General features: G+C 67.7%; 10 protein-coding genes. 4 read left to right on the forward strand and 6 right to left on the reverse strand.

What is annotated here, in order from left to right; translation table 11 throughout:
- Window positions 1-198: 198 nt before the first annotated feature.
- Window positions 199-1,221 (forward strand): sugar kinase, encoded by a 1,023-nt coding sequence (locus tag LL972_RS11280; RefSeq protein WP_228327682.1) that lies wholly within the window; start codon window positions 199-201, stop codon window positions 1,219-1,221.
- Between the two features lie 167 nt (window positions 1,222-1,388).
- Here LL972_RS11280 and LL972_RS11285 read toward each other — a convergent pair whose 3' ends face one another.
- Window positions 1,389-1,676 carry a hypothetical protein gene (locus LL972_RS11285; protein WP_054591801.1) on the reverse strand — a complete coding sequence of 96 codons (288 nt, stop codon included), beginning with the start codon at window positions 1,674-1,676 and terminating at the stop codon, window positions 1,389-1,391.
- Between the two features lie 167 nt (window positions 1,677-1,843).
- Complete coding sequence (fabV, locus tag LL972_RS11290) at window positions 1,844-3,052, reverse strand: enoyl-ACP reductase FabV (RefSeq protein ID WP_065033226.1); 1,209 nt, start codon at window positions 3,050-3,052, stop codon at window positions 1,844-1,846.
- Between the two features lie 293 nt (window positions 3,053-3,345).
- Here fabV and LL972_RS11295 point away from each other — a divergent pair, with 293 nt between their 5' ends.
- A complete protein-coding gene (locus tag LL972_RS11295) occupies window positions 3,346-6,696 on the forward strand; it encodes a winged helix-turn-helix domain-containing protein (protein WP_228327683.1) in 3,351 nt (1,116 codons plus the stop codon).
- Window positions 6,693-7,076 (forward strand): hypothetical protein, encoded by a 384-nt coding sequence (locus tag LL972_RS11300; protein WP_228327684.1) that lies wholly within the window; start codon window positions 6,693-6,695, stop codon window positions 7,074-7,076. The genes LL972_RS11295 and LL972_RS11300 overlap by 4 nt, the downstream gene beginning before the upstream one ends.
- A 303-nt stretch (window positions 7,077-7,379) precedes the next feature.
- Here LL972_RS11300 and LL972_RS11305 read toward each other — a convergent pair whose 3' ends face one another.
- From LL972_RS11305 to LL972_RS11315, 3 genes are all read right to left on the reverse strand, one after another.
- Window positions 7,380-7,841, reverse strand: coding sequence for a hypothetical protein (locus LL972_RS11305; RefSeq protein ID WP_228327685.1), 462 nt, complete (start codon window positions 7,839-7,841; stop codon window positions 7,380-7,382).
- Between the two features lie 294 nt (window positions 7,842-8,135).
- Window positions 8,136-8,768, reverse strand: coding sequence for a response regulator transcription factor (locus tag LL972_RS11310; RefSeq protein WP_228327686.1), 633 nt, complete (start codon window positions 8,766-8,768; stop codon window positions 8,136-8,138).
- Window positions 8,765-9,985 carry a sensor histidine kinase gene (locus LL972_RS11315; RefSeq protein ID WP_228327687.1) on the reverse strand — a complete coding sequence of 407 codons (1,221 nt, stop codon included), beginning with the start codon at window positions 9,983-9,985 and terminating at the stop codon, window positions 8,765-8,767. Before LL972_RS11315 ends, LL972_RS11310 begins: the two co-directional genes overlap by 4 nt.
- A 126-nt stretch (window positions 9,986-10,111) precedes the next feature.
- Here LL972_RS11315 and lldD point away from each other — a divergent pair, with 126 nt between their 5' ends.
- Window positions 10,112-11,272, forward strand: a complete 1,161-nt coding sequence (gene lldD, locus LL972_RS11320) for an FMN-dependent L-lactate dehydrogenase LldD (protein WP_228327688.1) — start codon at window positions 10,112-10,114, stop codon at window positions 11,270-11,272.
- A 400-nt stretch (window positions 11,273-11,672) separates the two neighbouring features.
- Here lldD and ligD read toward each other — a convergent pair whose 3' ends face one another.
- Window positions 11,673-14,435: a DNA ligase D gene (ligD, locus tag LL972_RS11325; RefSeq protein WP_228327689.1), complete on the reverse strand. Its 2,763-nt coding sequence runs from the start codon at window positions 14,433-14,435 to the stop codon at window positions 11,673-11,675.
- Window positions 14,436-14,439: the final 4 nt, after the last annotated feature.

Genomic DNA, 14,439 nt, shown 5'->3' on the forward strand with positions numbered 1-14,439 from the left:
GAATCCTCCCGTAACATCTTGCAGCGCAGCAGAAAACGTCACCAAATTTGCCCAAAAGGGGTGCAAGCGGTCACTGCGCGTCGCATCATGGACCTCGCCCGGCGCGTTTGGCGCCGGCTAGAATGACACCGATGGTCATCCTGACGCGCGACGGTTCCCCCACACCGTGACGCACCACACAGCCGAGGTAATTGCCGCATGAGTCGTGCCCGTATCCTGTGCTTTGGAGAGTTGTTGCTGCGCCTGGGGGCGCCTGGTCACGAGCTGCTGCTGCAGCAACCGCGGCTGGACGTGCATTGCGGCGGGGCCGAGGCCAATGTCGGCGTGTCGCTGGCGCATTTCGGCCATGACGTGGCCATGGTCAGCACGGTGGCGGACAACCCGCTGGGTACGGCGCTGCTGGGCGAGTTGCGCCGCCATGATGTGGATACGCGGCATGTGCGGCGGGTGGACGGGCGCATGGGGCTGTACTTCCTGACCACCGGCGCGATCCACCGCCCCAGCGAAGTGGTCTACGACCGCGCCGACTCGGCGTTTGCGCTGGCCCCGGCCGACGCCTACGACTGGCCGGCCCTGCTGGACGGGGTGCAGTGGCTGCATCTGTCCGGGGTCAGCCCGGCACTGGGTGCGGACGTGGCGCAGGCCACGCTGGCGGCGGCACGCGCGGCGCGTGCGGCCGGGGTCAAGGTCTCGTTCGACGGCAATTACCGGCCCAAGCTATGGCAACGCTGGCAGGGCGATGCGCGCGGCATCCTGCACCAGCTGTTCGCCTGTGCGGACGTGGTGTTTGCCGACTACCGCGACATCGGCGTGGTGCTGGGCGGCGAGTTCCCGCAGGACACGCTGGAAGCACGCGTGGAAGCGGCCGCGCAGCAGGCCTTTGCCGCATTCCCGCAGCTGCAGCTGATGGCCTGCACGCAGCGCGTGGCGCACAACGTGGACCACCACAGCTTGGGCGCACTGCTGGTGCCGCGCAGTGGTGCGGTGGCGCGCGCGCCCAGCGAGGAACTGAGCCCGATCATCGACCGCATCGGCGGCGGCGACGCGTTTGCCGCCGGCGTGCTGCACGGCCTGATCGAAGGCTGGTCGCTGGACGACACGGTGCGCTTCGGCCTGGCGGCCGGCTGCCTGAAGCACTCGATTCCCGGCGATTTCAATCCGCTGTCGGTGGCCGATGTGCAGGCCTGCGTGGGCGATGCGCGGTTTGATGTGCGGCGCTGACGCGCCGGGAATCGGGAATCGGGATTGGGGATTGGCAACAGCGCCGGAGATTCGGCGCTCTGGCCGGGCGTGTTGCAAGCAGCGCGGTGCGCGGTGCGCTGAGGGCTGATGCGCCCGTGGGCAGCGGGCAGGTGCTTGCTAGGTGTTGTTCGCTGCGCTCACGCGTTTCACGCGGGCGCACGGCTGCGGCGTTTGTTGGTGATCCATTTGAAGCCTGCGCTCAGCAGCACCACACACAGCGACGCCGGGACGCTGAAGAACAGCGTGATCAGCAAGGCGTGGTTCCAGGGCGGTGCAGAGCCGTCCTGCATCACCACGGCGCAGACGACGGCCGTGGTGATCAACAGATTGGCGATCGCCTTCAATGACCAGTGCAACCTGACGAAGCGCAGCAACACGGCACAGGCCACGCTGACCACAACGGCCAGCACCAGAAAGGCGATCAGTTTGTCCATGGAGGGCGGGGATTTGGGATTGGGGAGTGGGGATTCGTAACAGCGAGGGCAACCGGCATCGCGTGCCGATTGTCCTTGCTGCAACGCATTTGGATCCAGCGAAGATCAACGATGCAGCCACCCACCGCTTTTGCAAATCCCAAATCCCGATTCCCGAATCCCTGCTCTCAGCTCAGCTCGATGCAATCGAACTTCACGTCCGTCTCCACATCGGCGTCGTAATCCACATCGTCGCGCTCGAAGCCGAACAGCTTGAGGAACTCGTGCTTGTAGCCGGCGTAGTCGGTGAGCTGGAACAGGTTCTCGGTGGTGACCTGCGGCCAGAGCGCCTTGCAGGCGTCCTGCACGTCGTCGCGCAGTTCCCAGTCGTCCAGGCGCAGGCGGTTTTCCGCGTCCACCTCGGCGGGCTGGCCGTCTTCGCGGTATAGACGCTCGCGGAACAGGCGGTCGAGCTGCTCGATGGTGCCTTCGTGCAGGCCCTTTTCTTTCATGATCTTGTAGACCATGGAGATGTACAGCGGCATCACCGGGATCGCCGCGCTGGCCTGGGTGACCACCGACTTGAGCACCGCCACGTTGGCGCTGCCGCCGCGCTTGGCCAGGCGCGCGTTCAACCGCTGCGCGGTGTGGTCCAGGTCGACCTTGGCCTTGCCCAGCGCGCCGTGCCAGTAGATCGGCCAGGTGATCTCGGTACCGATATAGCTGAAGGCCACGCTGCGCGCGCCGTCGGCGAGCACACCGGCGCCTTCCAGCGCGTCGATCCACAGCTCCCAGTCCTGCCCGCCCATCACCGTGACGGTGTCTTCGATCTCCTGCGCGCTGGCCGGCTCGATCGAGGCCTGGATGATGGTGTCCTTGTTGGTGTCGATGGCGGTGGCGGTGTAGGTGTTGCCGATCGGCTTGAGCGCCGAGCGCTTCACTTCACCCGTGCCCGGCAGCTTGCGCACCGGCGAGGCCAGCGAATACACCACCAGGTCGACCTGGCCGCCCATCTCGGTCTTGATCAGCTCGATGACCTTCTCGCGTGCGGCATCGGAAAACGCATCGCCGTTGATCGACTTGCTGTACAGGCCCGCGGCCTTGGCGTGCTTGTCGAACGCGGCGGAGTTGTACCAGCCGGCGGTGCCGGCCTTGCTGGGGCTGCCGGGTTTTTCGAAGAACACGCCGAGCGTGTCGGCACCGAAGCCGAACGCGGCGGTGATGCGCGAGGCCAGGCCGTAGCCGCTGGATGCGCCGATCACCAGCACCTTCTTCGGGCCGTCGTTGCGTACGCCGCGCGCGCGCGTGGCCGCGATCTGCTCGAGCACATTGCGCTCGCAGCCAAGCGGATGCGTGGTGGTGCAGATGAAGCCGCGCACTTTGGGATGGATGATCAACGTGGACTCCTGGTCAGCAAGATGCTGGCGGCATCTTAATCGCTGGCCTGCTGGCGAAACAGCCTGAGGCGCACCACACGCCGCTGTATGGCGTTGCATGAAGCCCGCTTGCAGCGCCTGGCATGCCCCACGACCGGGCATGCATCTTCCGCGCACGGGCGCGAACGAACGGCGATCACCATCGATTTCCTGCGTCAGCGCCTGTGCTACTTTTGCGCCTGCCGTGCCGTGCCTGGCCGCGCCTGATGGCGATCGTCGAGGCTCCTCCCACCGTGCGACCGGTATCCGAGCGAATGTCTCTTCGAAGCGAGCGCGTCACGCAGCTGGGCTCGGTCCCGCGGTTTCGGCTTGGGCCCTTGCTGGTCGAGCCGGAACGGCTTGCGCTGATCGACGACGGCCAGACCATCGCGCTGGAACCGCGCATGATGGAAGTGCTGATCGCGCTGGCCGAACGTGCCGGCGAGGTGGTCAGCGCAGAGCAGTTGCTGATCGAGGTGTGGCACGGCAGCTTCTACGGCGACAACCCGGTGCACAAGACCATCGCGCAACTGCGCCGCAAGCTGGGCGACGACAGCCGCCAACCGCGCTACATCGAAACCATCCGCAAGCGCGGGTACCGGCTGCTGCCCAAGGTGGTGTTTCCCGACGATTATCGCGGTGCGGTGATGGGCACGCAGGTGTGGGGACACGGTAGCCCGTATGTGGGGCTGCAGGCGTTCGATCCCGCACATGCCGAGGTCTTCTTCGGCCGCAGCCATGCGATTGCGCAGGTGCTGGGCGCGATGCGCGCGCAATTGCACAGCCAGCGCGGGCTGGTGCTGGTGAGCGGTGCCAGCGGCTGCGGCAAGACCTCGTTGCTGCGCGCCGGCGTGGTGCCGTTGCTGGCGCAGCCCGGCGGGCTGGATGGGCTGGAAGCCATTGCGGTGGCGTATTGCAACCTGGCGCAATGCCGTGGCGGCGATGTGCTCGACACGCTGGCGCGCGCACTCGGCGACTGGACAGCCGGCGGGCGCGCGGTGTTTTCGCCGGCGCAGATGGCGGCGTTGCCCGAGTGGCTGCAGCGCCCTGCCCCGCTGCATGCGGCCATTGGCGAGGCGGTGCGTCAACGCGCACCAGCGCGCGACAGCACGCAGACCCAGCGCCACCTGCTGCTGGTGATCGATCACGCAGAAGCGCTGGTGGCCACGCCCGGGATCACCGATGCCGACCGCGCCGCACTGGCCGCGGCCTTGCAGGCGCTATGCAGCAGCGCGCAGGTGGCGGTGCTGATGCTCACCCGCAGCGATTTCTACCCGCGCCTGATCGACGCCTTGCCGCAGATCGTCGAACTCAAACGCGGCGACGGGCACGTGGATCTGCTGGCGCCGCGCGATGGCGAGATCGGCCAGATCATCCGCGTGCCGGCGGCCATGGCCGGGCTGCGCTTCGAAGAGGACCGCGACAGCGCCAGCCGGCTGGACGATGTGCTGCGCGATGCCACCGCGCGCCAGCCCGATGCCCTGCCGCTGCTGCAGCATCTGCGGCATGCCTTGCACGCGCAACGCAGCGACGACGGCCTGCTGACCTTTGCCGCCTACCGCGCATTGGGCGGGCTGGAAGGCGCATTGGCGCACCATGCCGAACACACCTTCCGTGCCCTGCCGGCTGCCGCACAGGCGGCGCTGGGCCAGGTGCTGAGTTTGCTGAGCGTGATCCACCCCGACAGCGATGCGGTGACCGCGCGGCGTGCGCTGTGGTCGGCGTTGCCGGAGAACGGCGCCGCACGCGTGCTGGTGGATGCCTTCGTGCATGCGCGTTTGTTCGTCAGCGAACTGGTGGCCGGCGAGCCCGGCTTTGCGGTCGCGCACGAAGCGTTGCTGCGGCAATGGCCGCGCGCGGCCGAGTGGATCCATGAAAACCGCCGCCTGCTGCAGGCGCGCAAGCGGCTGCAACTGGCCGCGCAACGCTGGGCCGCCGAAGGCCGGCGCAGCGATCACCTGCTCAACAGCGGGCGCCCGTTGAGCGAGGCGCGCGAGGCGGCGCGGCGCATGCCACAGGAGTTGGACGCGCTGGATCACGCGTTCCTGCATGCCTGCGAGCGCTCGCAGCGGCAACGGCGCGGGATGTATGCGGCGGCGGCGACCTTGCTGGTGGTGCTGGCAAGCGCCTCGCTGCTGCTGGGCTGGCAAGCGCGCCAAGCGCAGCAGGTGGCCGAGCAACGCCGCGACCAGGCGCAGCACCTGGTGGGCTACATGCTGGGCGACCTGGCCGAGCAATTGCGCACGGTGGGCAATCTGAAACTGCTCGACAGCGTGGGCAGCCGCGCGCTGCGCTATCTGGAAGACCTGCCCAGCACGAGCATGCAGCCAGGCGATCTGATCAACCACGCCCGCGCGCTGCGCACCACCGGCGAGGTGCTGATGAACCAGGGCAAGCTGGACCAGGCGCAGGCGGCATTCACGCGTGCGGCCGCCACTGCCGAGCAGGCACGCATGCGAGCGCCAGATACCTTGGAGGCGCGCGCGGAAATGGGCCAGGCGGCGTATTGGCTGGGAAACATGGCCTACCGCAGCAAGCAGTTCCCGTTGGCGCAGACCTATTGGTCGCAGTATCTGGCGGCCAGTGAGTGGCTGGTGCGCACGGCGCCGGATGACCAACGCTGGCAGCTGGAGCTGTCGTACGCGCTCAACAATCTCGGCACGCTGGCCACCACACGCGGCGATACCACGACGGCGATCGGTTTTTTCGCGCGCGACATCTCGCTCAAGCGCGTGCTGATCGCGCGTGCTCCGGACAACCCGTCGTTGCGCTACGAGTTGATCGACAGTTTGTCATGGCTCAGCCTGGCACAGGAGAACCAGGGCCTGCTGGCGCCTGCCGAGCAGGGCTACCGCGATCAAATCGCGATGTTGCGCGTGCTGGTCGAGAACGACCCCGATGCCAATGCCTGGCGACGGCGTCTGGCGGGTTCGTTGATCCGCACCTCCAACCTGGCGGTGGCGCGGGGTCACCTGGCACAGGCGCAGACCGATGCGCAGGACAGCGTGCGGATGTTGCAACCGCTGGTGGCGCTGCAGCCGGACAACAACACATGGCAACGCGATCTGGCGCATGCCTACGCGCAGGCTGGCTGGGTGGCCGCGTTGGATGGGCGTCCCGGTCAAGCCGAACAGCAACTTGGCCAGGCCCGTCAGACCATGGCTGGCCTGCTGCAACAGGCCCAGCCGCTGCCCGAATGGCAATGGCTGGATGCCATCATTGCGCTGCGCCTGCACCGCGTACAGACCGGACGCGCAGGCGCACACGCAGGCGACCTTGATCAGATCGTTGCGCGGCTGGATGCCCTACATCGCGCCAGACCCGACGATCTGCTTGGCATCTCCGCCTTGTCGCAAGCGCTGGTGTGGCATGGCGAACAACGCGCCGCCGTCGGCGACGACGACGGTGCACGCGCGGCATGGCAGCGCGCAGTGGCGGTGCTGGGCAAGGACATCGGCAACAGCAGCGACAAGACCCTGCTCGACCCCTGGATTCGCGCGCAGGTGCACCTGGGCCAGCGCCCCGTTGTTACGCAACAGCTCGGATGGCTGTATCAGGCGGGCTACCGCCACCCGGGGTTCGTCTCCCTCTATGCCCCGCTTTTCAAGGAACAGGACAAGTCATGACGGAACAAAAGGAAATGCATACCGCCCTCTCCGTTGCATACGTCGATTTCGGCGGTAATACAGGCAAGGGCAAGTACCTGTATCGCTTCGAACCGGATCTGATGATCGTAGGTGGCGAAAACAGGAACGTGATCATCAAGTACGCGTTCGACAGTGCTGTTCCCTTTAGCTTCCGGATCAGGAATCTGATCAGTTCGGACTCGCAGAACCAGGTCAGTCAGATCAAGATCGACCCGGACGGGCGCTGGACCTCCTTCGTCAACGCCAACGACAGGCCGACGCTGATCTTCTTCACGGTCATCGTCGAAGACATGGAACGCAAGGTCACCTTCAGCTGCGACCCCCAGGTTGGCAACGATCCGCAGATCTCGCCCCAGTAAGGTCTTGCCGCTGCTGCTGTCTGGTGGCAAGCCGCCAGACAGCGTATTGCAACGGCGTGGTGCTCCCCGGCGCGGTGACGCCACCGCCGTGCTACGCGCTGGCCCCGTTTGCAAGGCAGCACGCGAACGCCCGCACGATACCGTTGCTGCCGCGTTGCCTCGATGGCTGACCCTGTATCTGCTTGCCTGGGACCAGGTCTTCCTGCGGCAACCGGCACACGCTGGCGCACGGCAGGGTGCGCCGAGGTCGATCGACGCATGCAGGAGCACTGCACACAAAGGCAGCAACCCGGTCGCGATGGCTCATCCCACGCAGTCGCGCGGGCGCGCCTGGAGGCCTGCCGGTGGCTCTGCCAATCCGGCGCCGCATTCCGGCTTCGACAGGTGCGCGCGATCGTCCCGGTCGGACAGGTTGCTGAAGGCCACCGTGATGTGTCCGCGTGTTGCCGGCACGCCTGGCATGCCGATGCCGACGCTGCGGTCGCCGCCGGCGCCGCGTCCCGCCCATTGCTGACAGGCCAGAGCTGGCCCACAGCCGCCTGGAGCGGAGCGGGCGGATACGCTGGCGCACGTGCCAGCCGCCACGCCCCTTGCTGCCAGATCGCAGGCGCCCACGACCACCCGCACGTCACGCTCGGCGGCTGCCGGTTGCGTCAGCAATGCGGCCTGGATCCAGCTGCCCGGCAACTCGGCCTGGGTGGACGCCGCCCAGGCACTGGTGGACAGCACGACGATCAACACGAACAGGTACCGGACCAGGCGCATGACGGACTCCGCAACGGACCGGAGCGCGACGCGTCCCCGAGCGACCTCGGTGGCCGCCGGACAACCTTCCCGCCTGGCCGCCCACGTGACCTGACGGCAACCTTACGGTTGCTGCCCCATCCTGCCGGAACCCGGAAATTCCCTATAAAACAACGCCATGCAACCTGGCGAGACAGCGTCGTGCGGCGGGTGGCAGTGTGCTTGAGCGTCGAGCCAGTTCCCGCGCGTGGCGGTGGCAGCGCTGCAGAGCCCGCTCTTACGATTCCCCATTCCCGATTCCCGATTCCCCCGCCCTCAAATCACCCGCAACGTGATCGCCTTCAACACCGCCCTTGTGCGGTCGCGGGTGCCAAGCTTCTCCAGGATGGTGGAGACGTAGTTCTTCACCGTGCCTTCGGCAAGGAACAGGGTGCGGGCGATCTCCTTGTTCGAATAGCCGCCGGCGAGCAGGCGCAGGATCGCCACCTCGCGCTCGCTGAAGGTCTCGCGTGGAGGCTGCTGGTCGCGGAACTGGTAACGCGCGCGCACCGGGTCGGTGCTGACCGGCTGCAGCAGGGTCTCGCCATTGGCGACCCGCTCGATCGCCTCGCGCAGGTCTTCCGGGGCGGCGTCCTTGAGCAGGAAGCCCTGCGCGCCGGCCTCGGTGGCACGCAGCAGCAGGTCGCTGTCGTCGAAGGTGGTCAGCAGCAGCACCGGGGTGCGGTCGCCGCGGGCGCGCAGTTGCTGCAGCGCCTGGATGCCGTCCACGCCGGGCATGCGGATGTCGCTGAGCACCACGTCCACGGTGGTGCTGGCGAGCGCGTTCAGCAGGCCCTGGCCGTCGTCGGCCTCGCAGGCCACCTCCACGCCCTGCTGCTGCAACAGCGCGCGCAGGCCGGCGCGGACCAGGACCTGGTCGTCGGCCAGCGCGATGCGACGTGCACTCATGCCGGCAGCCTCGCCATCAGGTGCATGCCGCCCTGGGCGGTGCGGCCGAGCTCAAGCCGCCCGTGCAGGGCGGCCAGGCGTTCGCGCATGCCGGTGATGCCGTTGCCTTCGCGGATGCGCTCGGCGCGGCGGCCATCGTCGCGGATGTCCACATGCAGCTGCGCGCCCTCGCAGTGCAGGTGCACGGCGACTTCATTGGCGTCGGCATGCCGCACGGCGTTGGTCAGCGCCTCCTGCACCAGCCGCAACAGCAGCTCGGCCACGCGGGCATCGGTGATGCGCACCGCCGGGTCGATCTGCAGGCGCAGCGCCGGGCGCGGGAACGGTGCGGCCAGCGCGCGCAAGGCGGTCTGCAGATCCAGGCCCTGGTCGTCGCGCAGCGACTGCACCACGTTGCGGATGTCCGACAGCAGTTCGGCCGACAGTTGCTCCACCACCGCAATCTCCTCGCGCCGTGCCAGTGCCGGGTCGGCGCCGAGCAGGCGTAGATTGATGCGCATGGCGGTGAGCTTGTGCCCGGCCACGTCGTGCAGCTCGCGCGCCAGGCGCAGGCGCTCGGCATCGCGCGCGCTGTCGGCCAGTAGCGCGCGGGTGGCCAGCAGGTCGGCATTGACGTAGGCCAGCGCGTCGCGGGTGCGCTCGGCAGTGCGTGCGTAATGCGCGGTCAGCGCGGCGAAGGCCTGGAAACCGGCGTAGATGCCGACGATCAACCACGGGCGCTCGAACCCCGCCTGCACCAGCAGCGCATACATGCCCGCGTTCAACGCCAGCGCCAGCAGCAGCACGCGCGCCGGCGGCCAGGTCATGCCTGCCTGCGCCACCAGCATGACCAGCAACACCGGGGCGGTGCCGGCACGCGGCTCCATCCAGACCAGCAACAACGCCATGACCGCCTGCAGCAGCGTGGCGACAGTGCGCAAGGCATGCAGCGGCGGCAACACGGTATGCAGCAGAAACAGCGCGGTGAAGCCGGCCAGCACGCCCCAGCGCCAGGCGCCCTGCGGTGAGGCGTCGGGCACGAACGACAATGCCACCGCGGCAATGGTGAACGCGCCGGCCAGACGCAGCGGTTGCAAGCAATGAAACAGGGACGAGGTCATGCGGCGATGCTGACGGCCGCGCGGCCGCGCGGCAATGGCACGGAGGCAGAAAGTGACTTCCGGCAGGTGGCGGCGCTGCCCTGTCGCCGCTGTCGTCGCTGCGGCGCGGCCGCACATTGGCACGCCTCCCATCGCCACGGAGTCACGCCATGCCCGCTTGCAGCCGGCCGGGCGCGTAGCCGTCCATCCGCCCCGCCGATGGTCTTACACTCAGCGGCTACCCGCAGCTGCCGTGCGTCTTCGATGATCATTTCCGCCGCTTCCGACTACCGTGCCGCTGCGCAGGCGCGGCTGCCGCCGTTCCTGTTCCACTACATCGATGGCGGCGCGTGCGCCGAGCACACCTTGCGGCGCAACGTCACCGATCTGGCCGATATCGCGCTGCGCCAGCGGGTGCTGCGCAACATGTCGGACCTGAGCCTGGGCACCGAGCTGTTCGGCGAGACACTGGCGATGCCGGTGGCACTGGCGCCGGTCGGGCTAACCGGCATGTACGCACGCCGTGGCGAAGTGCAGGCCGCGCGCGCGGCGGCCGCGCGCGGGATCCCGTTCACGCTGTCCACGGTGTCGGTATGCCCGATCGAGGAAGTGGCGCCGGCGATCGCGCGGCCGATGTGGTTCCAGCTGTACGTGCTCAAGGACCGCGGCTTCATGCGCAACGCGCTGGAGCGCGCCAAGGCCGCCGGGGTGACCACGCTGGTGTTCACCGTGGACATGCCCACGCCCGGCGCGCGCTACCGCGATGCGCATTCGGGCATGAGCGGGCCCAACGCGGGGCTGCGGCGCATGCTGCAGGCCGTCACCCATCCGCGCTGGGCCTGGGACGTGGGCCTGCTCGGCAAGCCGCATGATCTGGGCAACATCTCGGCATACCGGGGCAGCCCGACCGGCCTGCAGGACTACATCGGCTGGCTGGGCGCCAACTTCGACCCGTCCATCGCGTGGAAGGACCTGGAATGGATCCGCGAGTTCTGGACCGGGCCGATGGTGATCAAGGGCATCCTGGACCCGGACGACGCGCGCGATGCGGTGCGCTTCGGCGCCGACGGCATCGTGGTGTCCAATCACGGCGGGCGCCAGCTCGACGGCGTGCTGTCCAGCGCGCGTGCGTTGCCGGCCATTGCCGATGCGGTGAAGGGGCAGCTGAAGATCCTGGCCGACTCGGGCATCCGCAGCGGCCTGGACGTGGTGCGCATGCTGGCGCTGGGCGCCGACGCGGTGCTGCTTGGCCGCGCGTTCGTCTACGCGCTGGCCGCTGGCGGACAGGCCGGCGTGGAGAACCTGCTGAGCCTGATCGAACGCGAGATGCGCGTGGCGATGACCCTGACCGGCACCCATTCGATTGCCGAGATCAGTGGCGATGCGTTGAGCCGGGTGACGCGGGAGCGTGCGGTTTCGCCTTGACGGGATTCGGGAGTCGGGGAATCGAGATACGTCGGTAGAAGAGCGGATGATCTGCGGCTTGGCTGCAGGGCCCTTTACCTGGCTGCAGGGCCCTTGCCCGCCCACCATCGCAGGACACGCCGTGAATCCATCCATGGAGGCTCTTACGCGGCATCCATGCCGCGTAAGGTCCCGCGACGGTGGGCGGGCAAGGACCAATCGAGATGGTCGGTACGCATGGTCAAGCTCTGGGCGTAATGCGCACCTATTGGATAATTTCGAATAATAACGACGCGTTGCAAGCGATTGTCATGCACGCGTGGACGCCGCACTCAGAATCTGAGGCTGGGAATAGTCCATGCCGATTCCGAGCACAGGCCGCGCCCGCCTCGCGGCTAGGCAGTAGGTTTGTTAGACACGTTTAGTTTTTATCGCCACCGGTAGGCAAGGATTGCCGCAACGCCAGCACCGATGCCCAGGGATCTGCGCGTTGGCGCTTGGCGCGTTCCAGCGCCTTGTCCATCGGGAAGGCGTCCGGACCGCTGATCTTGCCGAGTTCCTCCCAGCGCAGCGGGACGGCGACGGTGGCTTTTTCGCGCGCGCGCAGCGACCACGAACAGACGCTGGTGTTGCCGCGCCCGTTGCGCAGCCAGTCGACGAAGATCACGCCGTGGCGCTTGGCCTTGCTCATGGTGGCCACGTAGCGGTCCGGCGCATGCGTTGCCAGTGCCTGGGCGAATGCCTCGCAGAAATCGCGCGCCTGCTCCCAGTCCACTTCCGGCACGATCGGCACCACCACGTGCAGGCCCTTGCCGCCGGACAGGCGCACCGCGCTTTCCAACCCCGCGCTGCGCAGCTTGGCGCGGATATCGCGCGCGGCGGCCACCACGTCGGACCAGGACACCGCATCGCCAGGATCCAGGTCGAACACCAGCCGATCCGGATGCTCCGGATCGTTGACCTGCGCGCCCCAGGGATGCAGCTCCAGCGTGTTCATCTGCACCAGCTCGAGCAGGCCGGCGGCATCTTCGACGTAGATGTAATCCTCGGTTCCGCTTTTTTGCTGCAGCGGAATCGCCTTGATGTGCGTGCCCAGGTGGCGGCCCTCGTGCTTCTGGAAGAAGCAATCGCCACCGGCGCCATCAGGGCAGCGCAGCAACGACAGGGGCCGGCGTGCGATCTCCGCCAGCACCAGCGGCGCCACTGCCCGGTAGTAATCAGCTACATCGCCCTTGCTGATGCCCACTGCGGGGAACACCACCCGCTCGGGATGGGTGATGGTAATGCCGTCTGTCGACGTGGATGTGGATGTTGTGGACTTGGACGCCGTGGATTTGGACGCCGCGGATTTCGATGCGCTGGACGTGGGCGCTGCAGCCTTGGATGTCGCGGTCGTCTTCGATGCCGTCGAGCGCGTGCGTTTGCTGGTGGTGCTGGTGGATGCGTCGACTGTCGTTTTGGATGTTTTCCTGGTCGCCGTCTTGCGCGCCGGCGCAGCGGCCGTTGCCGCATCTCGTTTGCCCGCAGCACGCGCCTTACCCGGCGCGGCGCGGTCGCCGCCCAACTCGCTCATGGGTTTGTCCTCACGCAGACGCTTGAACGCGGCCTGCCGCAACAGGCCTTCCTTCGCCCAGCCGCGGAAGGCGACCTCGGCGATCAGCACCGGCCTTACCCAATGCACGTCGCGTGGCCGCCCCGGGATGTGCGTCGGCAATTCCAGCGTGGCGGTGTCGCTGTGCAGCGCCTGCAACAGCGCGGTGATCTTGCCGAGCAAGGCATCGTCGAAACCGGTGCCCACACGCCCGACATAACGCAGCGTCTTGCCCTCGCGTTGCGCCATCAGCAAGGCGCCAAAGCCGCTGCGTGCGCCCTTGGGATCGGTGTAACCCACCACCACAAACTCGTCGCTGTCCTCGTGCTTGGTCTTGACCCAATCGGCGCTGCGTCCCTCGCGATAAGGGGCGTCGGCGAGCTTGCTGACGATGCCTTCCCAACCGGTGCCGGCACTGGCCGCGAAGACCTGCGGGCCGTGACCGATCACATGGTCGCTGAATGCCAGTGTGCCCGGCTCATCGCCCAGCAACTCGCGCAGCAACTGCTTGCGTTGCAGCAACGGGGTATCGCGCAGGTCCACCCCGGCCACGCCCAGCAGGTCGAACACGATATAGCGCAGCGGCTGCACGGCGCTGCCATCGAGCGCACGTTGCAGCGCCGAGAAATCGGTGCGCCCTTGCGCGTCCAGGACCACCAGCTCGCCATCCAGGCGCGCATCGCGCACCGGCAAGGCCTGCACTGCGCGCACCACCTCCGGGAAGCGCTGCGTCCAGGCCTGGTCGTTGCGCGAGCGCAGCTGCACATCACCATCGACCAGATCGGTCAGCAGGCGGTAGCCGTCCCACTTGATCTCGTGCAACCAGCGCTCGCCATCGGGCGCCTGCTCGCGCAGCAAGGTCAGTTGCGCGCGCAGCTCGGTGGGGCATGGCGCATCGCGGGCGCCGTCCAGCGCCAGGGCGCGGGCTCGCCAGAGCTTGGAACTCGCCCGCGCTGGACGTGCGCGCTTGCTGGCCGCAGGCGACGTCTCGGCGCTCGCTTTTGCCGCTGGCGCCCGCCGCGCCCGGCTGGCCTTGGCACGCGTCGCAGGTGCTGCCGCTGCCGATGCGCCGGCCGCCTGCTGCGCCACCAGCGCATCGGCATCCAGGTCGGTTGCGTACGCATCACTGCGCTTGAACAGCAGCCACTGCGGTTTGCCGCCACGCATCTGCGTGCGCACCAAGGCAAAGCCACCGCGCAGCAGCGTGCCCTGTAATTCGAATTCCAGCTTGCCCGCTTCCAGCGCCGCCAACGCGTCGCCCTCGCACTGCCAATGCCCTTGGTCGAACACATCCACATGCCCGGCGCCGTAATGGCCCTGCGGGATGTCGCCCGCGAAGCTGGCGTACGACAGCGGGTGGTCTTCCACCTCCACCGCCAGGCGTTTTTCGCCCACGCGCAACGAGGGCCCCTTGGGCACGGCCCAGCTCTTGAGCACGCCGTCGAGTTCCAGACGGAAGTCGTAATGACGCGAGCTGGCGTGATGCAGCTGCACCACGAAGATCGGCTGCTTGCTGGCGCGTGCGGGCGTGTCGCCGGCCGGTTCCGGGGTCTGGTCGAAGCGGCGCTTGGCGTTGTAGTCGCGCAGTGACATGGGC

The sequence above is a fragment of the Xanthomonas campestris pv. asclepiadis genome (assembly GCF_020784175.1).
GTDB lineage: Bacteria > Pseudomonadota > Gammaproteobacteria > Xanthomonadales > Xanthomonadaceae > Xanthomonas > Xanthomonas campestris_D.